Below are 19,207 nucleotides of genomic sequence, written 5' to 3'. Positions count from 1 at the left end.
GGGACGCGGACCACACGCGACTCCTTCCCGCACCTGACACAATAGAAGCGTGAGCAACACGTCGCGCGCGGTATCGGGCCCCGGCGCCGATCCGACGGCGTACGTCGTCATCCCGCTCTACAACGAGGCGTCCGTCATCGGCGGTGTCGTGTCCGAACTGCGGCAGTCGTTCATGCACGTCGTGTGCGTCGATGACGGATCGACCGACGGATCCGGGGCGGCAGCGCAGGCAGCCGGCGCGACTCTCGTCAGCCACCCGTTCAACCTGGGGCAGGGTGCCGCCCTGCAGACGGGCATCGAGTACGCGCTGGCGCAGGAGACCTGCGAGTACATCGTCACGTTCGACGCGGACGGGCAGCATCGGATCGAGGACGCAGCCGGGATGCTCGAGCTCGCGCGGCGGGACGACCTCGCGGTCGTGTACGGCTCGCGCTTCCTCGATGACCGGACGAAGCCCGGTTGGGCGAAGGCGGCCGTGCTGAAGACCGCCGTCTGGGTGACGAACATGACGACGGGGACGCGCCTCACAGACGCGCACAACGGGCTGAGAGTGATCCGGCGGGACGCGGCGGCACGCGTCCATCTTGCCCAGGACCGCATGGCGCATGCGACCGAGATCGTCCTGCAATTGGCGCGCACTCATCTGCCGTCGGGGGAGTATCCGGTGGAGCTCCTCTACACCGATTATTCGAAGGCGAAGGGTCAGAGCCTGCTCAACTCCGTGAACATCCTCGTCGATCTGGTGGTCCGCTGATGTGGATCCAGATTCTGCTGATCCTGGCGATCATCGTCCTCGGCTACTTCGTCATGCGCCGCACGGGCAGCGACAGCCATCTCGCGGTGCGGCGGATGATCTTCGCGCTCTTCGTGATCGCCGCCATCCTGTCGGTGCTGTTCCCGCAGTGGCTGTCGTGGGTGGCGCGGCTCGTGGGCGTCGGCCGCGGGACGGACCTCCTGCTGTACGCACTCGTGATCGTGTTCCTGATCATCGTGTTCACGCAGTATCGCCGCAACCTCGCGCTGCAGCGTCAGCTCACGCTTCTCGCACGCAAGATCGCCCTGCTCGAAGCCGACGCGCGGGCGCATCGGGTGGATGTTCCGCGTTCGCAGGATGCGACCGCCGACGATCAGTCGCAGGCGGTCACGCGCCAGAGCGACGCCTCGCCCTCCTGATCGACGAGCTCGAATCCGGGCTGACCGGCGAGGCCTGTGAATCCCGGCATGATCCATCGACCCGGGTACACCTCCCCGGCCCCGAAGTCCAACACGTATCGCGCCCCGAAGTGCTCGAGGGCCGAACACACCGCGGGGTCGTCCTCGACATCGCGCAATGACGTCCAGAGCGTCGCGTAGGCCGCTCCCGATGGCGGTGTCCACGTGCGCGGAATGACGTTCATGCCGCTCACGGAGTATCCGAAGGCCATGCCGGTGCTGGGATTGCCGATGATCACCGCGTCGGCGGGCAGGATCACGTCGAGCCGGCGAAGCAGCGTCAGTTCGTCGACCGACAGGAACGACTCCGCGGTCGTGCTGTAGAGGTTGGGATCGATCCGGTGGGCGAAGACGTCACGCCGTGCGATCTGCGGCGCGACCGCCACGGATACCACCCCGATCGCGCCGACCACAGCGATCGCGGTCCACTGCGCGGTCGCTCTCCGCGCGCCGATGGCTCGGGTAGCCCACGAGACCAGCACCGCCGCCCCCGCTCCGGCGAGGGGGAGGACCGCGACGGGGAGGAGCGCAGCGAGCCGGTAGGGGTCTTCGTACCACGGGCCGACGAGCAGGCCGCGCAATGCCGGACTGCCGATCGCAGCCGCGACGACGTAAAGGAGGGCCAGCAGCGCCCACAGCGTCGCGATCCAGCGCAGCTCTCTTCGCCGCAGCGATGCCGTGATTCCGATCAGGGCGAGGATGCTGACCCCGACTGCCCAGGGGTAGCCCAGCATCCCGCCCGTCAGCACCTCGAGCACGGCGGTCGCCTTGCCGGTCGTCGGCGGCCAGCCCACGCCCACCGACCGGCCGAAGAACCACCACAGGAGGGCTGTGGCCGCTGCGGCGACGACGAGGCCGGCCACCGCGAGCGCACGCCCACGGGGCGCGAGAGCCTTCGCGACGGCGATCACCTGCCAGATCGCGAGCGCGAGCGCACCCGCGCACCACGCGAGGAGGACCGAGGGCTGGGCGAGCGCGATCGCGGCAGGGCCGATCGCCGAGAGTACGACGACACGCGTGATCCTTCCTCCGCGTGAGCCGTGCCCCCCGAAGAGGCCCTTGCGATCCACGAGGCACGCGAGCGCCGCCGGGAGAAGGGCGACAGCGAGCAGCTGAGGGTAGAGGACCCCCCACTGGATCATGACCAGCGGATAGGCGGTCAGTGCTGTGGAGAGCGCGGCTGCGACGGCACCGGCGACCGGTCCTGCGGTCGCCCGTGCGAGGTACCCGATGCCGAGCGGCCAGGCGATCGCCACGATCGCGAGACTCGTCACGTTCGCGGCGACCTCTACCGGGACCATCGCCACCTGTGCGACGAGAGCGGCCACCACATGCCACGCAGACGGGTAGAACGTCGACGCACCGATGACCTCGGCCAGCTGGAGCGGCGAAGCGAGCCCCGTCTCGACGGCGAAGCGGAGCGCGCTCAAGTGGAAGCTGGCGTCGTTCGTCTGGGAGATCGCGTCCGGGGCTCCGATGTACAGCCCGATGCGGGCCGTCGTCAGAGCCGCGCCGATGGCGATGCCGGTCCACACCAATGCCGATCCTGTCTTCGCTTCGACAGGTACACGCCCGAGGCGCAGCACACGGCACACGGCGAAGGCGATCGCCGCCACGACGACGGCGCCGGTCACTGCGACCCACGGCCGCCAGGGGATGCCCGCGAGCCCCGTGAGGAGCGAGACGCCGGTCAGGATGACGATCGATGCTGCGGGCGCGAGCGCCCAGAGCGCGAGCCCCCGCAGGCGCAACGCAAGTCCGAAGAGCAGGCCGGGCAGCAGCAGTATGGCGACGGCGACCGCGATCGCGCCGGATGCGGACAACCAGCCGCCCATGTCAGCTGTCCACGAGGGCAGTCGCCTCGAGGATGTCGCCGTCGAAGACGACTTCGCCCTTGCTGATCACGATGCCGCGGGTGCAGAGCTCCCGAACCATGTCCAGATCGTGACTCACGACGACGAGGGTCTTGCGCGCCGCGATCAGCTCTTCGAACTTGACGCGGCATTTCTCGCGGAAGGGCGCATCGCCCACGGAGAGGATCTCGTCGACGAGCAGGACGTCAAGTTCGACGTGGATCGCCACCGCGAAGGCGAGCCGCATGAACATGCCGGAGGAGTAGTGCTTGACCTCTTGGTCGATGAACGGTTCGATCTCGCTGAAGGCGACGATCTCGTCGTACCGTGCTTCGATCTCCTTGCGGCTCATGCCCAGGATCGCCGCGTTCAGGAAGACGTTCTCACGACCAGACAATTCGGGGTGGAAGCCTGCCCCGACCTCGATCAGACCTGCCACGCGACCGCGGGTGAGCACTTCTCCGGCGTCGGGCTGCATGACGCCGGACACGAGTTTCAACAGCGTCGACTTGCCCGACCCGTTCAGCCCGAGGATCGCGACGGACTCGCCTTCGCCGATCACGAGATCGACGCCCTTGAGCGCTTCGAAGGTGCTCGTGGTCTTGCGACGGCGCACCCACGAGACGACGGTGTCCTTGAGGGAGAACGCGTGGTTGAGCGTGAAGTCCTTTCGGACCTCCTTGACGATGATGCTGGGGCGGTCGGTGACGGTGCTCATAGATCCTGGGCGAACCTTCCCTCGAGGCGGCGGAAGACCGATTGCCCGATGAAGAGCGTGACGAGCGCGATCAACAGCGTCCACAGCGTGTTCATCGCGAGATCGGGAGGCAGAGGCAGATCCGCCGTCGTGACCGGATACCAGAAGGCGTAGTGGAAGAGCTCCACCGCCTGCGTGATCGGGTTGAGGAGGTAGATCTCGAGCACCCACGCCGGCCAGCCCAGCGTCTCCAATGCGTCGCGCACCATCGTCCAGTAGTAGAGGACGGGAGATGCCCAGGTGGCGAGGAGGAGAAGCAGCTCCACGACGTTCTCGGCGTCGCGGTAGCGCACGTTCATGGCCCCGAAGAGCAGGCCGAGTCCCAGTGCGAAAATCAGGACGATCACGATCGCGGCGATCACCGCAAGGATCGACAGCAGCGAGATGTGGGTGATCCAGCCGAGGAACAGACACACCACCAGGAGCAGTCCGACCTGCGGGAGGAAGTGGACGAAGGCGACGAACACCGCCGAGACGGCGAAGAGCTGTCGGGGCAGATACACCTTGCGCACGAGTGCGGCATTGCCCACGATCGAGGTCGTCGCGTTCTTGTAGGCCTCGCTGAACAGGTTGATGACCACGATGCCGGAGAACAGGTAGATCGCGTAGTTCGGGATGCCGCGCTCGAGATTGAGGAAGAGCCCGAGGACGACCCAGAAGACGAGGAACTGCGCGGCCGGCCGCACGTACGACCACGTCCATCCCAGAACCGAGTTGCGGTATCGCGTCGTGACGCCGGTGCGCACGAGCAGCCGGAGCAGATAGTGCCACCGGAGGGCGTCGAGCAGCCCACGGCTGCGGCCGGGGGTCTCGAACTCCGTCCGCGGCACGTTCGCGAACAGATCTGAGGACTGGGTCAAGGGGTGGCTCCGGGTCTGCGGGGGACAAACCCCTACAGTCTAGGGGCCAGGGCCTGGGAATCCTCGGCGTGTCAGGCGTCGGCCCGCGACGCCCTGGTCCGGCTCGGATGGGGGGCTCGACGGGCCCGCCGCCTAGGATCGAGTGGTCATGCGGATCACCATCGTCTCGCGCATCTTCGCGCCCGAGCCTGCTGCCGCCTCGCAGCGTCTCGGCGTGCTCGCAGACGAACTCGCGGCGCAGGGCGACGACGTCCTGGTGAGAACGGTCCGACCGCCCCGCGACATGGCCGTGTCGACCGCTCCACGGGTCCGCGTGTCACGCTGGCCGGTGCTACGAGATCGCGCCGGGTACGTGCGTGGCTATCTGCCGTACCTGAGCTTCGATGCGCCGGCGTTCTTCCGCACGCTGCTTTCGCCGCGCTCCGACGTCGTGGTCGTCGAACCGCCGCCCACGACGGGCTTCTTCCAGCGCATCGCCTGCGCTCTGCGCCGCACGCCCTACGTCTACTACGCAGCGGACGTCTGGTCTCTCGCTGCCGCGTCGACGGGCGCCTCCGACCTCGTTCTGCGGGTCGTGCGCCGGATGGAGCGATTCGCGATGGAGGGCGCCGCCGTCTGCCTCGCCGTGTCCGACGGCGTCGCGGAGGAGATCGCGCGACTCGCTCCCCGAGCGCACACGGAGGTCGTCGGGCACGGCGTCGACGAGACCGTCTTCGACCCCGAATCGACGCCCCTGCCGGGTCTCGCGCATGCGGTGTACGTCGGCACAGCGAGCGAATGGCATGGGGCGACGATCTTCGTCGAGGCGCTCGCCCTCGCACGCGCGGCCGGCCATGACGTACGCATCGACTTCATCGGTCAAGGCGGTGAATGGGCGCTGTTGCAGGCGCTCGCCGACGATCTCGGGGTCGCAGATCTCGTCACGTTCGCGCCGTCCGAGCCTGCGGCGCGTGCGGCCCGTCGCCTCCGCGCCGCGCGCGTCGCGCTGTGCGCGCTGCGGCCGCGCATCGGCTACGACTTCGCCGTTCCCACCAAGGCGTACTCGGCCATGTCCGTCGGGACCCCCGTGCTGTACGCAGGTCCGGACCCCGTCCGTTCCCTCATCGCGCAGGAGCGACTCGGCTGGAGTCGGGAGTACGACGCCGCAGCCGTCGCCGACGCACTCGTGGAAGCCACCGCCGCCGATCCCGACGACGCGACCAGATCGCGCATCGCCGACTGGGCGCGACGGAACGTGTCGGCTGCGGCCGTCGCCCGGCGGTGCGCAGCGATCCTGCATCAGATCGGCGAGTCGCGCTCGCGCGGTCGAACCCGCTGACCTTCCTCGGCAGGCGCACAGCCGAGCCCCCGATAGACTTCTCACCGCGTGCGGCAGAGATCCGCCTGCGCAAGGAGCCCTGACGTGTCCCACTCTTCTGATGTCCGCATCGTCGATACCGCGGATGTCTCTCCCTCGGCTGCGATCGGTGCCGGCAGCTCGATCTGGCACCTCGCCCAGGTGCGCGAGGACGCCGTCCTCGGCGAGAACTGCGTGATCGGGCGGGGGGCGTACATCGGCACCGGCGTCGTCATGGGCGACAACTGCAAGGTCCAGAACTACGCACTCGTCTACGAGCCCGCCAAGCTTGGAGACGGCGTCTTCATCGGCCCCGCCGTCGTTCTGACGAACGACACGTATCCGCGTGCGATCAACCCCGACGGCACGCTCAAGAGCGCGCACGACTGGGAGCCGGTCGGCGTGACGATCGAGCGCGGCGCATCCATCGGCGCGCGCGCCACCTGCGTCGCCCCCGTGACCATCGGCGAGTGGGCGACCGTCGCGGCCGGCGCCGTCGTGGTCAAGGACGTGCCCGCCCACGCACTCGTCGCCGGCGTGCCTGCGCGCAGGATCGGATGGGTCGGCCGCTCCGGCCACCCGCTGACCGAGCGCGACGGTCGCTGGTACTGCCCCGTCTCCGACGACTCCTACGAAGAGGTCGACGGACTGTTGAGAGAGGTTGCTCCGTGACTCTGGAGTTCATCCCCCCCGCCAAGCCCATCATCGGTGACGACGAGCGCGCCGCCGTCGACGCGGTCCTTCGCAGCGGGATGGTCGCGCAAGGCCCCGAGGTCGCCGCCTTCGAGAGCGAGTTCGCCGAGCACTTCGTGCAGGGTCGCCCGACGGTCGCCGTGAACTCCGGCACGTCAGGACTCCACCTCGGGCTGCTCGCCGCCGGCGTCGGCCCCGGCGACGAGGTCATCGTGCCCTCGTTCACGTTCGCGGCGACGGGAAACTCGGTCGCGTTGACGGGAGCGACCCCGGTCTTCGTCGACATCGAGCCCGAGACCTTCACGCTCGACCCGGTCGCGGTCGAAGCCGCGATCACGTCGAAGACCCGCGGCATCCTCCCCGTCCACCTCTACGGGCACCCCGCGCGCCTGCGCGAGCTGTCGGCAATCGCCGAGAAGCGCGGCGTTGCGCTCTACGAGGACGCGGCGCAGGCGCACGGCGCCGCGCTGGACGGGCGGCCGGTGGGCACGTGGGGCGACTTCGCGATGTTCTCGCTCTATCCGACCAAGAACATGACCAGCGGTGAGGGCGGCATGGTGACCGTCGCGACACCCGAACTCGCACGCAGGGTCAAGCTCCTGCGCAACCAGGGCATGGAACGCCAGTACGAGAACGAGGTCGTCGGCTTCAACGCACGCATGACCGACATCCACGCGGCGATCGGCCGCGTCCAGCTGACGAAGGTGGATGCCTGGACCGCCCGTCGTCAGGCGAACGCCGCGTTCCTCGACGCGAACCTCTCCGGTGTCGTCGTCCCGCCGGTCGCCCAGGGCGCCGTCCACGTCTACCACCAGTACACGATCCGGGTCGCGGACGACCGTGACGGATTCGTGAAGGCACTGAAGGACGAGCACCAGGTCGGCAGCGGCGTGTACTACCCGATCCCCAACCACAGGCTGCCGTCGCTCGCTCCGTATGCGCCGGGCCTCGATCTTCCGCTGACCGAGGTCGCGGCGCGCGAGGTCGTGTCTCTTCCCGTGCACCCGTCGCTCACGCAGGTCGACCTCGACCGCATCGTCGCGGCCGTGAACGCGGTCGCGGGAGCGGGTGCCTGATGACGTTGCGTGCAGGGCTTCTCGGCGTCGGGATGATGGGTCGCCATCACGCTCGCGTCCTTCGCGAGCTCGATGGCGTCGAACTGGTCGCGATCGCCGATCCCGGTGGCGATCCGCACGGCGTCGCGGGCGAGCTCAGCATCCTTCCCGACATCGATGCGCTCATCGCCGAGGGCGTCGACATCGCGGTCGTCGCGGTGCCGACTCGTTACCACGAGGACGCTGCGCTCAAGCTCGCGAGCGCGGGCGTCCACACGCTCGTCGAGAAGCCGATCGCCGACACCGTCGAGGCGGGGGAGCGCATGGTCGCAGCGTTCGACGCCGCGGGGCTCGTGGGTGCGGTCGGCCACATCGAGCGCTTCAACCCCGCTCTCCAGGAACTCCGCCGTCGCCTCGAGGCGGGCGAACTCGGATCCGTCTATCAGATCCAGACACGGCGGCAGGGCCCCTTCCCGTCGCGGATCGCCGACGTCGGCGTGTCGAAGGATCTCGCATCCCACGACATCGACCTGACGGCGTGGGTCGCGCAGAGCGACTACGTCAACGTGTTCGCTCAGACGACGTTCAAGAGCGGCCGCGAGTACGAGGACATGATCGCCGTCACGGGCCGCCTCGCATCGGGCGTGATCGTCAACCACCTCGTCAACTGGCTCAGCCCGATGAAGGAGCGCGTCACCGTCGTGACGGGTGAGAAGGGTGCGTTCGTCGCCGATACTTCGACGGGCGACCTCACGTTCCACTCCAACGGCACCGTGCCCCTCGAGTGGGAGTCCATGAAGGTCTTCCGCGGTGTCTCCGAGGGGGACGTCATCCGCTACGCGTTCCCCAAGCGTGAGCCGCTGCGTGTCGAGCACGAGGCGTTCCGCGACGCCGTGCTCGGCGAGCCGAGCGACGTCGTCACGATGGCGCAGGGCCTCCGCACGCTCGCCGTCGTCGAGGCGGCCCTCGAGTCAGCGCGCGCCGGTTCGTCGGTGGCGGTGGACGCCCCGTGAGCGAGTCGACCACGTGAGCGGGGAGCCTTCGGCTCATCGCCCGGGCGGGCGGCCCAGCCTCCTGATCCTCAGCTTCACGCCGATCGTCTCGGACGCCCGGGTGCTGAAGCAGGTCGCGCTCCTGCGGGACGACTTCGACGTCACGACGTGCGCATACGGTGACCGCCCGGAGGGGGTCGTCGAGCACATCCGCATCCCGGACGACGCACGGGCGAGTGCTCGGAACGCCGTGTTCGTCCGGGCCCGCCTTCGCGGCCTCGCCTACTGGACGACCGAAGCGGTCAGGTGGACGAACCGAGCCCTGCGCGGGCGCTCATTCGATGTCGTCCTCGCGAACGACTACGAGACGGTGCCGATCGGACGCAAGGTCGCCCGCATCGGCCTTCATGCGGATCTGCACGAGTACTCGACGCGACAGCGCGAAGAAGTGGCGGCGTGGAATCGCCGTATCGCTCCGATCGTGCGATGGGTCGTGCGGCGTCACGTCACACGGGCGGATTCTGTCACCACCGTGAGCGAGGGCCTCGCGCGGCAGTACGAGCAGGAGTTCGGGATCCGTGCCGAGCTCGTGCGCAATGCCGCGCCGTATGTCGACGCGGCGCCGACGCCGACCGGCACCCCGATCCGGCTCGTCCATTCGGGAGCCGGTCTCGAGGCGCGACGTCTCGAAGACACGATCGAGGCCGTCACCCGCTCGACGGCGCCGGTCACACTCGATCTCTTCCTCACCCGCAACACCCCCGCGTACGTCGAGCGGCTGAGGCTCCTCGCCGAGGGGTCGGGCGGCCGTGTGACGCTGCACGATCCCGTCCCTTACGCGCAGCTCATGGACACGCTCCGCGCGTATGACGTGGGGGTGTTCGTCCTTCCCCCGACGAACTTCAACTACCGCTGGGCGATGCCCAACAAAGTCTTCGACTACATCCAGGCGCGTCTCGCGCTGCTCGTCGGCCCATCCCCGGAAATGGGACGGTTCGTGACGGACCTCGGCGTGGGGATCGTGACGGACGACTTCGACGTGGAGGCCATCGTGGCGGCGCTCGATTCGTTGACCCCGGCGGCCGTCGATGCTCTCAAGGCGCGTTCGTCGGCCATAGCGGCAGACGTCTCGGCGGAGCAGGAGAGTACCCGCTGGCGCCTCGCGATCGATCGGATCCTGTCGACGAGCGGAGGGAACCCGTGAGCGACTCCCCGCGACGCGCTCTCGTCATCTCGTACTCCCGGATCGAGTCCGACCCGCGCGTGCGTCGACAGATCGATTGGCTGACCTCAGATGGGTGGATCGTCGACACGCTCGGCCTGGGAGGGCATCCCGCGCCCGTCGTCGCCGACCACTTCGAGCTGGCCGAGCCTCGGCCCTGGCTGCTCACGAAGTGGGGCACTCTGCTCATTCACGCGCTCGCGCCGCGTCGGATGCGGTTCCGGCGGCTGCTGACGGATCGGGTCCCGGCGGAATGCGTGGAGCAGATCCGTCGAGGCGCATACGGACTCGTGGTGTTCAACGAGTACGAGTTCACGCCGTGGGTGGCAGATCGCCGGGACTTCACTCCGGCGGCGCTGAGCGCGCACCTGCACCTGGACATCCACGAGTACCACAAGCCCGATGTGCGACGGTACACGCTGGGCGGTCGTCTGACCGGCCACCACTACCGCTGGGTGAGAAGCGGCCTTGGCAGTGGGGCTTTCGCGACCCGGTCGGTGGTCAACGAGCAGATCGGCAGTCTTTATGTCGACGAGTTCGCCGTCGCGGCCCCTGCCGTCGTGCGCAACATCCCGCCCTTCGTCGACCAGCGGCCGAGCGCGGTGCGCGGGGACGAGGTCCGCCTCCTCTTCCACGGACTAGCCTCGTGGGGCCGCGGATACCTCGAGATCCTCGAAGCCATGCGAACGCTCCCGGAGCGCTTCACGATGACCTTCATGCTGATGCCCAATCCGATCGTGACCGACAAGCTTCAGACGATGATCGACGAGCATCCCGCTCGAGACCGGATCCGCATCGTGCCGCCGGCTCCGATGCGCGAGATCGCCCGATACATCAATGAGTACGACCTCGAGATCATCTTCTACCCACCCACGGGGGTCAATGTGGTCTACGCGCTTCCCAACAAGTTCTTCGAGTCGATCCAGGGCAGGCTGGGTGTCGTCGTGGGCGAGAGCCCTGCAATGGCCGACATCGTCCGACGGTACGAGACCGGAGTCGTCGTTCCGGGGTTCGCCGGATCGGACCTCGAGGCGGCGCTGGCCGCACTCACGACGGACGACATCGTGAAGATGAAGAGCCGTTCCGACGCCGCGGCTCGAGAGCTCAACGCGGAAGCCGAGGGGCGCGCCTTCCTGGCCGCGATCGACGATTCGGCATCGGAGCGCGGGCGATGAAGCAGAACTGGGCGCTCTACCGTCGGGTGCTGGCCATCCTGCCGGCGGATGCCCGGCGGTTCCTGGTGCTCTACGCCACCCTCCAGGGATTGCTCGCGATCATGGACGGTGCGGCGCTGGCCCTGCTCGCGGTCGTGCTCTCGCCCCTCATCGGTGGAACGGCGGTGGAACTCCCGGTGTTCGGCACGGTCTCGGGGACGAATGCGCTGGGGCCTCTCATCGTCGTCTGCGCTCTGATCGTGCTCAAGAGCGTCCTTGCTCTCGTGCTCCAGTGGTTCGCGACGCGGCGGTTCGCCACCTACGAACTCGAACTCGGGTCGCGCGTCTTCTCGGGCTTCGCCAACTCGCCGTGGACGGAGCGGCTGAAGCGGAACTCCTCGGATCTCGTCCGCATCACCGACTCCAGCGTCGCGACGACGATCTCGGGCTTCGTGCTGCCTGGGGCGTCGCTCATCGGCGAGGCGCTCAACTTCCTCACGCTGCTCACCGTGCTCGCCGTCGCACAGCCCCTCATCGGCGCGGTCACGCTCGTCTACCTCGGGCTGATCGGTCTGTTCCTCAATCTTCAGATCTCGCGGCGCACCCGGCAGGCCGGCCTGGTCGCGCTCCGGTACTCGCTGAAGTCGTCGCGGCTGGTGACCGAGATGATCGGCGCCCTGAAAGAGATCACGCTGCGCGACAAGGTCTCGGACGTCGCCCAGGTCGTCCGCGACAACCGACGGCACTCGACCCGAGCCCGGGCGAACGCCCAGTTCCTCGGGCAGGTGCCTCGTTACACCCTGGATGCCGCGATCATCGGCGGGATCGTCATCGTGGGAGTCGTCGGCTTCGTGACCGGAGGGCTTCCGGGCGCTGCTGCAGCCGTTGCCCTCTTCGGTCTCGCGGGGTTCCGCATGGCACCTTCCGTCGTGCGCTTCCAGGGAGTGCTGAATCAGCTGAACGTCAGCGCGCCCCACGCTCAGGCGGTCGTCGAGGAGGTCGACCACGCGGACGGCGTGGCGGCCCGGCTCGCCGGACGCGATGCGCGGCCGCTTCCCGAGCATCCCTCCGTCATCCGCTTCGACAACGTGGGCTTCCGCTACGACGTGGACGCCGACCCGGCCGTGGAGCAGATCGACATCGAGATCCCCTTCGGAGCGAATGTCGCCTTCGTCGGGGCATCCGGCGCCGGCAAGTCCACGATGGTCGATCTTCTTCTCGGGCTGATCGAACCCACGACGGGAGCCATCACGATCGACGGCGTGCCGTTGACGTCGCTCACAGCCGCGTGGAGGTCGCGGGTCGCGTACGTGCCCCAGGAGGTCTCGCTCTTCGACGCGACGGTGGCGCAGAACGTCGCACTCGTGTGGACCTCGGACTACGACGCCGCGCGCGTCACACGCGCGCTCGCACGAGCGCACATGCTCGAAACGGTGCAGTCGCGGGTCGGCGGCATCACCGGGCGCGTCGGCGAGCGCGGTCTCGCCCTCTCGGGCGGCCAGCGTCAGCGTCTGGGCATCGCACGGGCTCTCTACGTCGACCCGCTCGTGCTCGTGATGGACGAGGCGACGAGCGCGCTCGACACGGCGACCGAGGCGGCCGTCACCCAGTCGATCAGCGAGTTGCACGGATCCACGACGACGGTTCTCGTTGCGCACCGCCTCGCGACGATCAAGGGGGCCGATCGCATCTTCTTCATGAGCGGCGGCCGGGTGGTCGCGCAGGGGACATTCGACGAACTGGTCGCGACGGTGCCGGAGTTCGCGATCCAAGCGTCTCTCGCCGGTCTGGCCGACCCCTCGGGATGACGGGATCCCACGCGCGGAGGGGCGTCAGGAGGGGTCGACGAGCGCGCGGATGTTGTCGAGGACGACGTTGCGACCCCAGAATGCGGTGAGCACAGCACGATTCCGAGCGAGTTCGTCGTCGGAGACCCGCCCTGCGAAAGGCTGAGCCGATCCCGAGAGCTCCGACAGGCCGCTCACGACGGCTCCCTGTCGTCGAAGGAAAGCGAAAAGCGGGCTCGCGTCGTGCAGCACGACGTGCGAACCGCTCCACAGGGCACTGGCGACGTTTCCGATCGCCTGTTGACGGCGGTGCCCCATGACCACTGTGCTGCAGTCCGCGATGACCGCCTGATAGTCGTGCAGGGGCATGAACTCCCGAAACGGCACGAAGTCGGCGCCGAAGAGGGCGTGCCCTCGCGCCGTCACCGCATCGGCGTAGAGGCGGTCGCCGTAGCTCAGCGGAGTGACGATGCGTCGACCGGGAACATGCACCCGCGCGAGCACGTCGAACACGTCGAGGTGGTTGTTGGGCATCGTCGCCGAGTTGCCGACGAGTATGTCGTCGCCCGAACCGACGGGGCCGGAGGCCGCGTACGTGTCTTCGACGCTGGCGTAGTTGAGCTGCGCATAGCGCCCGCGAAAGCCCGCGAACCGGCTGCGGAAGACATCGAAGTCGTCGGGGATCGGCGCGGAGAAGACATCGGCGCGCTCGGCGGCGGCTCGGAGGATGGGTGCGGATCGCGCTCGTCGATAGAGCTGGTGAGCCTTGCCGGCGAGCGACAGCCGGCTGCGGTCGTACGCGCGGGTGAGCGGATCGAGGAGTCCGGCCATCGCCGACCAGCGCGAGCCGTAATAGTCGCCGCCCCACCCGCTCCACACCGTCAGGGTGCCGGCCGGCGCTGCGAGGAGCGCCTTGGCGGCGAACACCCCCACGCTGTGAAGGACGGCGATGTCGCTGTTCGCGACGACTTCGGCAGCACGCGCAGAGCCCTCGTCGTCGACCGTGACGAGTTCGAGAGGGACCGAGGAGGGGATGCCGTGGCGGGACAGATCACCTTTCGCGGCGTAGACGACGAACACGTTGCGGCCCGCGGCGGCCGACTCGAAGACATCCGTGACGAACGGCAGGAAGGGGGAGTCCGGGATGACGTGCGCGATCCTCATGAGCGCGAACCGCCGCGACCGCCGAGCGGGCGCGCGGGTACGCCTCCCACGATCGCACCGGGCTCGACGTCGGCGACGACCACCGCGCCCGCCGCGACGACGGCCCCCGCCCCGATCACAAGTGGTGCGCCCGCGCGTCCGTTGATGACGGACGATCCGATCCCGAGGAACGCGCCCTCGCCCACTTCGACGTGGCCGGCGATGTGCACCCCTGGCGAGATGGTCGCGAACGGGGCGAGCGTGACGTCGTGAGACAGTGTCGATCCGATGTTGACGACCGAGTGGGCGCCCAGGTGCACCCGGTCGGTCGCGACGGTGCCCGCGCAGAGGACGGCGCCCTCGTCGACTGTGACCGTCGGACCGACGTCGGCTCGAGGGTGGACGAGGGCCGCCGCCGAGAGCCCGATCTCCTCCAGCGCGTGGACAGCTCGTCGCCGCAGCGCGATGTCGCCGACCCCCGCGACGAACGCGGAGTCGGGGGACGGCGTGATGGATGCGATGTCCTGGACAGGGACCCCGTTCACGACACCGCCGGCGTATCTCACGTCGTCGACGACATGGATGAGCCGGATGCCCGGCAGAGCTTCGCGTGCGAGCCATCCGAGCTCCCGCCCGTGTCCGCCCGCACCGAAGATGTAGAGCAGACGCGTGTCGCGCGCGGTCATATGCGACTCGTGCGATCGCGGATGATGCCCGCGATCGCGCCGATCGCAGTCTGGTCGACGCTCATCCCCGTAGGAAGCACGATCACCTGATCCGCGATCATTTCCGTCTGCGGCAGCTGCGCCGCTGCACCCGGGTAGAGCGTCCGATAGGGCTCCATGCGATGGCAGCCGGGCCAGAAGTACCGTCGCGCGAGGACGTTGTTCTCCCTCAGGCTCGCCAGCACTTCGTCCCGCCTGACCGAGCAATCCGGGCCGACCAGCATCACGACGTACTGGAAGTTGCTGCGGCCGTTTTCGCCGACAGGAAGCACGGAGATCCCCGGGATGCCGGAGAGCTCCGCGACGTACGCATCGTAGTTGCGCCGATTGATCTCGATCAGCTCGTCGAGAGTGCCCAGATTCGCCAGCCCCATCGCGGCGTTGATCTCGCTCATCTTGCCGTTCGTTCCGTCGGAGACGACGCGGTCCTCGCCGGCGAAGCCGAAGTTGCGCATGAGCCGGGCCGACTCGGCGACGCCATCGTCGTCCGTGATGATGGCGCCTCCCTCGATCGTGTTGAAGAACTTCGTCGCATGGAAGCTCAGCACTTCTGCGCGACCGAACGATCCGACCATCCGCTCGCCGACCGAGACCCCGAACGCGTGGGCCGCATCGAACAGCAGCTGGAGATCGTGTTCCCGCGCGATCTGCGCGAGTTCGTCGACGGGCGCCGGGCGACCCCAGAGATGGACGCCGATGATCCCGGTGGTGCGGGGTGTGATCAGGCGTCGAACGGAATCGGGATCGAGCGCGTGCGTGCGGGGGTCGATGTCCGCGAACACCGGCGTGAGACCCTGCCACCGCAGCGCGTGCGGCGTCGCGACGAACGTGTAGGACGGAACGATCACCTCGCCGGTCATCCCGAGCGCACGGATCGCGATCTCGAGTGCGATCGTCCCGTTCGCGATCGCGACGCAGTGCCTCACACCCAGCAGATCGGCCAGCCGGGCTTCGAGCTCGCGCACGAGCGGGCCGTCGTTCGACAACCAGCGACGGTCGAGCGCCCCCTCTACGAGGCGCAGGAACGTGTCGGGATCTCCGATATTCGGCCGGCCGACGTGCAGCGGCTCCGTGAACGCGGGATCAGCAGAACTCATGCGACCAATTCAAGCATCGGCGCACGTCGGCCGGGACCATTCACCGCTGTCACGGCCCGACGGCGGTGAGGGCGGGTGAGAGTGCAGGCGCGAGGTATCGCGTGAAGCTCGCCGTCAGATGGTTGACGTCTCGATAGGTGAGCAGGTCGAACACGACGACCGGACACGTCATGTCGTCGCAGATGTAGGGCGTCAGATCGAGGAACACGCCCCCGGATGCCTCGGTCGCCGCCTTCTCGGCGGCCGACTGGGCGGTGTCGAGCACCTCTGCCCGAACGCCTGCGCACGCGTCGACGTCGGCAAGGTGCCGAGATATGCACTCGGTCGGGTCGGCGGCGAAGCGCGGAGTGTCGGCGATGACGAGGACACCGATCCCGGCGGCTCTCAGCGTGCCGACGGTCCGGGCGAGTCCTTCCGACCAGGCGGCCAGCCTCGCGTCCGCGTCGGACACGCCTTCGAGCTGCTGCCCGGCGTAGCTCGAGATGACCACGACATCCGGAGGCGCCGCGAGCAGACGTGTCATGACAGCACCTCGCCACTCGTCGCACGAGACGTAGGCGGTGTTGCGCAGGAGCACCGTGACATCGACCGCGGGGCAGGAGCTCTTGGTGTAGGTCGCGATCGACATCGGAGTGCTCTCATCGAGCCGCTGCAGTGCCGGGAGCCACTGCCCGCTGTGGGAATCGCCGAAGACGGCGACGCGGAAGTCCGCGTCCGGGGTCCCGAAGACGCAGTCCTGAACGGTCGCCGTCGCGGGATCGTTGTGGCACCCCGCCGGGTAGACGTCGGGAACGTCCTCGGCCACGGCGCGCAGCGAGGGGGAGAGGTTCGACGGCACGGCGGAGACGACCGGCGGCGGAGCAACGGGATTCGCGGGAGCAGATCGCGCCTCGTCCGCTCCGGCGAGCGGTCGTGTCGCGGACCACACGGCCGTTCCGCCGAGCGCGAGCGCGAGGACGACGGTCACGGCCGCCGTCGCGCCGAGCGCCGCGCGGGGGCGCGCGAGACGCCGGGTACGGCGCGCCGGACCCTCGACGAGGAAGTACAGCAGCGCGGCTACGGGCATCGCGACAACGATCCCGAGCAGCACACGCATGCCGAGCGACGAGGTGAGCGCGCCGTCCGAGGCCATCTGCGGCACGATCAGGAGCGGCCAGTGAACCAGGTACAGCGAATACGAGATGAGCCCGATGAACTGCATCGGCCTCAGCGACAGCACCGCAGCGGGGCCGCCCTTGGGCGTGCCCGTGCCGCACAGGATGACGAGCGCCGTTCCGATGACCGGCACGAGGGCGGCCGAGCCGGGGAAGGCCGTGCCGTCGTCGAAGGCCAGGGCGGCGCCGAGGACGGCGGCCAACCCGAGCCATCCCCCCGCGGCCATCAGCCACGCCGGCAGCGGGATCTGCCGCCGCAGGACGGTGGTCGCGACGAGGGCGCCCGCGAGCAGCTCCCATGCGCGCGTGGGGAGGAGGAAGAAGGCGAGCGGCTGCTGGACGGGAGTGAGCACGATGCAGGCGACGAGACTGCCGAGCGCGATCAGCGCGACGGCGATCCCGACGGCGGCGCGCCGACGCCTCACCAAGAGCGCTGCCGCGAGCAGCACCAGCGGCCAGAGGAGGTAGAACTGTTCCTCCACGCCCAGCGACCAGTAGTGCTGGAACGCCGATGCCGAGTGGTCGGCGAGGTAGTTCGTGTCCTGAATGGCGAAGCGGATGTTCGGCACGTAGAGCACGGTGGCGACCGCGTCCCCGAGCGACCGCGGCAGAGCGAGCGGGGGAGCGAACAGAAGGAGGGCGATCACGGTCAGGATCACGACCGTCAGCGAGGCGGGGAGGATGCGTCGGGCGCGGCGCGCGTAGAAGCGCGCGAAGTCGATGCGACCGTCCCTCTCGATCATCTCGAGCAGATGGCTGGAGATGAGAAACCCCGAGATCACGAAGAAGACGTCGACTCCGATGTATCCGCCGGCGAAGGGAGGCACGCCGGCGTGGTAGAGCAGCACGAGACCGACCGCGACCGCCCGAAGTCCCTGCACGTCGGTGCGGAACCCGCGCGTGCGGGGGGCGGAGTCGGTCACTGAGCTTCCCGAGGGCCAGGGGAGGGGGCGGACGCGCAGGAGCGCGCGCACGGGCACCGTCAATCCTAGGCGGGTGCGCATCGACTCCTCTGCGGCGGCGGCACGACCTCCGCGGATAGGATCGGGATCGATGGATGCTGCGATCGCACGGCCCCGCGTCGAGGCCATCGTGTGCGTGCACAACGCTTCCCGCCCGGTCGAGCGGGCTGTCGCGTCGGCGCTGCGCAATGCGGTGGACCTGCGTGTCACCGTCGTCGCGCACAACGTCGGCATCGACGACATCACCCGAAGGCTCGGTGCACTGTCCGGCGACAGCCGCGTGCGCGTTCTCGGCCTCGCCGACGGTGTGCGTTCGCCGGCCAACGCCTTCAACTTCGCGCTCGATCGCGTCGAGGCGGAATTCATGTCGCTCATCGGGTCGGACGACGAACTCGCGGACGGGGCACTGGACGCCTGGGCCCGCCTCGCGGACGAGTCAGCGGCTGACGTCGTCGTCGCGCCGATCCTCCGGCAGTCGGGCGGCGCCGTCCCGGCCCCGCGTGTGCGCCGGCACCGGGTCCGGAGTCTGGACGGCGACCGAGATCGACTCTTCGAGCGCGTCGCCCCCCTGGGACTCGTCCGGATGGCATCCTTTCCCGGACTGAGGTTCACGACCGGCCTCCCGCGCGGTGTGGACCAGATCTTCGGACTCCACCTGTGGTTCTCGGGCGCATCAGTGGCGTTCGACCCCACCGCACCCGCATACATCGAGTGGGACGATCAGACCGACCGGGTCACCACCGCCGGGGGGGCGCTCGCCGACGACTTCGGGTATCTCGATCTCATCGAGCAGGACGAGGTGTTCGCCCGGATGACTCCGGCCGCCCGACGGGCGGTGGCGGCGAGGATCGTGCGTGTCTATCTCGTCGGAGGCGTCGCTCGACGCGTCACCCCGGCGGGTCTCCCGGAGCGCGACCGCGACTTCCTGGCATCAGCGTGGAGGCGGCTGCAGGCCTGGGCCCCCGGCGTCGTCGGTCTGCTCGCGGTGCGCGATCGACGTGCCATCTCGGTCGCACTGGACGCCTCCGCGGACGGCCGTAAGGTCGCCGCCGCGACCGGCGGTCGCGGACGATACCTCTCCTACGGTGCGCTCATGACGGTGAACCCCCTGCGGGTGCTGCACCGCCATGCCCCGCTGCGGTCGCTGTACGCCGGACGACGCGTCGCGGAGGACGTCGTCGCCGCGTCGCGCCGGGCCTGACGGA

17 protein-coding genes are annotated in these 19,207 nt (G+C 68.8%); 10 read left to right on the top strand and 7 right to left on the bottom strand.

Going from position 1 to position 19,207, the window contains the following annotated elements:
* The first annotated feature begins 49 nt into the window (after nucleotides 1–49).
* Both ACTIFV_RS04445 and ACTIFV_RS04440 read left to right on the top strand, forming a co-directional pair.
* Nucleotides 50–754, top strand: a complete 705-nt coding sequence (locus ACTIFV_RS04445) for a glycosyltransferase family 2 protein (protein WP_439591566.1) — start codon at nucleotides 50–52, stop codon at nucleotides 752–754.
* On the top strand, nucleotides 754–1,173 hold the full coding sequence (locus ACTIFV_RS04440) for a DUF2304 domain-containing protein (RefSeq protein ID WP_439591565.1): 420 nt from the start codon (nucleotides 754–756) through the stop codon (nucleotides 1,171–1,173). The genes ACTIFV_RS04445 and ACTIFV_RS04440 overlap by 1 nt, the downstream gene beginning before the upstream one ends.
* Here the strand turns inward: ACTIFV_RS04440 and ACTIFV_RS04435 are convergent.
* From ACTIFV_RS04435 to ACTIFV_RS04425, 3 genes are read right to left on the bottom strand one after another with little or no spacing between them, the layout of a single operon-like run.
* Complete coding sequence (locus ACTIFV_RS04435) at nucleotides 1,128–3,047, bottom strand: DUF6541 family protein (RefSeq protein WP_439591564.1); 1,920 nt, start codon at nucleotides 3,045–3,047, stop codon at nucleotides 1,128–1,130. The genes ACTIFV_RS04440 and ACTIFV_RS04435 overlap by 46 nt on opposite strands.
* Nucleotide 3,048: 1 nt before the next feature.
* Entirely contained in the window at nucleotides 3,049–3,783 is a 735-nt protein-coding gene (locus ACTIFV_RS04430) for an ABC transporter ATP-binding protein (protein WP_439591563.1), read from the bottom strand.
* On the bottom strand, nucleotides 3,780–4,682 hold the full coding sequence (locus tag ACTIFV_RS04425) for an ABC transporter permease (protein ID WP_439591562.1): 903 nt from the start codon (nucleotides 4,680–4,682) through the stop codon (nucleotides 3,780–3,782). The genes ACTIFV_RS04430 and ACTIFV_RS04425 overlap by 4 nt, the downstream gene beginning before the upstream one ends.
* Before the next feature lie 148 nt (nucleotides 4,683–4,830).
* Between ACTIFV_RS04425 and ACTIFV_RS04420 the strand changes: the two genes are divergently transcribed.
* From ACTIFV_RS04420 to ACTIFV_RS04390, 7 genes are all read left to right on the top strand, one after another.
* Nucleotides 4,831–6,000, top strand: a complete 1,170-nt coding sequence (locus ACTIFV_RS04420; protein WP_439591561.1) for a glycosyltransferase — start codon at nucleotides 4,831–4,833, stop codon at nucleotides 5,998–6,000.
* Nucleotides 6,001–6,084: 84 nt separating this feature from the next.
* Nucleotides 6,085–6,690: an acyltransferase gene (locus tag ACTIFV_RS04415; RefSeq protein ID WP_439591560.1), complete on the top strand. Its 606-nt coding sequence runs from the start codon at nucleotides 6,085–6,087 to the stop codon at nucleotides 6,688–6,690.
* Nucleotides 6,687–7,787, top strand: a complete 1,101-nt coding sequence (locus tag ACTIFV_RS04410; RefSeq protein WP_439591559.1) for a DegT/DnrJ/EryC1/StrS family aminotransferase — start codon at nucleotides 6,687–6,689, stop codon at nucleotides 7,785–7,787. The genes ACTIFV_RS04415 and ACTIFV_RS04410 overlap by 4 nt, the downstream gene beginning before the upstream one ends.
* On the top strand, nucleotides 7,784–8,779 hold the full coding sequence (locus ACTIFV_RS04405; RefSeq protein WP_439591838.1) for a Gfo/Idh/MocA family oxidoreductase: 996 nt from the start codon (nucleotides 7,784–7,786) through the stop codon (nucleotides 8,777–8,779). The genes ACTIFV_RS04410 and ACTIFV_RS04405 overlap by 4 nt, the downstream gene beginning before the upstream one ends.
* Before the next feature lie 13 nt (nucleotides 8,780–8,792).
* Entirely contained in the window at nucleotides 8,793–9,962 is a 1,170-nt protein-coding gene (locus ACTIFV_RS04400; protein ID WP_439591558.1) for a glycosyltransferase, read from the top strand.
* Entirely contained in the window at nucleotides 9,959–11,155 is a 1,197-nt protein-coding gene (locus tag ACTIFV_RS04395; RefSeq protein ID WP_439591557.1) for a hypothetical protein, read from the top strand. The genes ACTIFV_RS04400 and ACTIFV_RS04395 overlap by 4 nt, the downstream gene beginning before the upstream one ends.
* Nucleotides 11,152–12,942 (top strand): ABC transporter ATP-binding protein, encoded by a 1,791-nt coding sequence (locus ACTIFV_RS04390; RefSeq protein WP_439591556.1) that lies wholly within the window; start codon nucleotides 11,152–11,154, stop codon nucleotides 12,940–12,942. Before ACTIFV_RS04395 ends, ACTIFV_RS04390 begins: the two co-directional genes overlap by 4 nt.
* A 24-nt stretch (nucleotides 12,943–12,966) precedes the next feature.
* On the opposite strand, the gene ACTIFV_RS04385 is transcribed toward ACTIFV_RS04390, so the two are convergent.
* The 4 genes from ACTIFV_RS04385 to ACTIFV_RS04370 are packed head-to-tail and all read right to left on the bottom strand — an operon-like array spanning nucleotide 12,967 to nucleotide 17,963.
* Complete coding sequence (locus tag ACTIFV_RS04385; RefSeq protein ID WP_439591555.1) at nucleotides 12,967–14,085, bottom strand: TDP-N-acetylfucosamine:lipid II N-acetylfucosaminyltransferase; 1,119 nt, start codon at nucleotides 14,083–14,085, stop codon at nucleotides 12,967–12,969.
* Nucleotides 14,082–14,750, bottom strand: a complete 669-nt coding sequence (locus tag ACTIFV_RS04380) for a hypothetical protein (RefSeq protein ID WP_439591554.1) — start codon at nucleotides 14,748–14,750, stop codon at nucleotides 14,082–14,084. The genes ACTIFV_RS04385 and ACTIFV_RS04380 overlap by 4 nt, the downstream gene beginning before the upstream one ends.
* Nucleotides 14,747–15,886: a DegT/DnrJ/EryC1/StrS family aminotransferase gene (locus ACTIFV_RS04375; RefSeq protein ID WP_439591553.1), complete on the bottom strand. Its 1,140-nt coding sequence runs from the start codon at nucleotides 15,884–15,886 to the stop codon at nucleotides 14,747–14,749. Before ACTIFV_RS04375 ends, ACTIFV_RS04380 begins: the two co-directional genes overlap by 4 nt.
* Before the next feature lie 49 nt (nucleotides 15,887–15,935).
* A complete protein-coding gene (locus tag ACTIFV_RS04370) occupies nucleotides 15,936–17,963 on the bottom strand; it encodes an acyltransferase family protein (protein WP_439591552.1) in 2,028 nt (675 codons plus the stop codon).
* A gap of 130 nt (nucleotides 17,964–18,093) precedes the next feature.
* Here ACTIFV_RS04370 and ACTIFV_RS04365 point away from each other — a divergent pair, with 130 nt between their 5' ends.
* Nucleotides 18,094–19,203: a glycosyltransferase family 2 protein gene (locus ACTIFV_RS04365; protein ID WP_439591551.1), complete on the top strand. Its 1,110-nt coding sequence runs from the start codon at nucleotides 18,094–18,096 to the stop codon at nucleotides 19,201–19,203.
* The last annotated feature ends 4 nt before the right edge of the window (nucleotides 19,204–19,207 follow it).

The sequence above is a fragment of the Microbacterium sp. genome (assembly GCF_051860965.1).
GTDB lineage: Bacteria > Actinomycetota > Actinomycetes > Actinomycetales > Microbacteriaceae > Microbacterium.
Note: the sequence above shows the minus strand (reverse complement) of the source record. Positions and strands in the feature narration are given on the sequence as shown.

Excerpts from the sequence above, each read along its gene's own strand:
- ACTIFV_RS04390 (WP_439591556.1), top strand. The coding sequence starts at position 11,152 with ATGAAGCAGAACTGGGCGCTCTACCGTCGGGTGCTGGCCATCCTGCCG.
- ACTIFV_RS04375 (WP_439591553.1), bottom strand. The coding sequence starts at position 15,886 with ATGAGTTCTGCTGATCCCGCGTTCACGGAGCCGCTGCACGTCGGCCGG.
- ACTIFV_RS04440 (WP_439591565.1), top strand. The coding sequence starts at position 754 with ATGTGGATCCAGATTCTGCTGATCCTGGCGATCATCGTCCTCGGCTAC.
- ACTIFV_RS04365 (WP_439591551.1), top strand. The coding sequence starts at position 18,094 with ATGGATGCTGCGATCGCACGGCCCCGCGTCGAGGCCATCGTGTGCGTG.
- ACTIFV_RS04435 (WP_439591564.1), bottom strand. The coding sequence starts at position 3,047 with ATGGGCGGCTGGTTGTCCGCATCCGGCGCGATCGCGGTCGCCGTCGCC.
- ACTIFV_RS04430 (WP_439591563.1), bottom strand. The coding sequence starts at position 3,783 with ATGAGCACCGTCACCGACCGCCCCAGCATCATCGTCAAGGAGGTCCGA.
- ACTIFV_RS04420 (WP_439591561.1), top strand. The coding sequence starts at position 4,831 with ATGCGGATCACCATCGTCTCGCGCATCTTCGCGCCCGAGCCTGCTGCC.
- ACTIFV_RS04385 (WP_439591555.1), bottom strand. The coding sequence starts at position 14,085 with ATGAGGATCGCGCACGTCATCCCGGACTCCCCCTTCCTGCCGTTCGTC.
- ACTIFV_RS04380 (WP_439591554.1), bottom strand. The coding sequence starts at position 14,750 with ATGACCGCGCGCGACACGCGTCTGCTCTACATCTTCGGTGCGGGCGGA.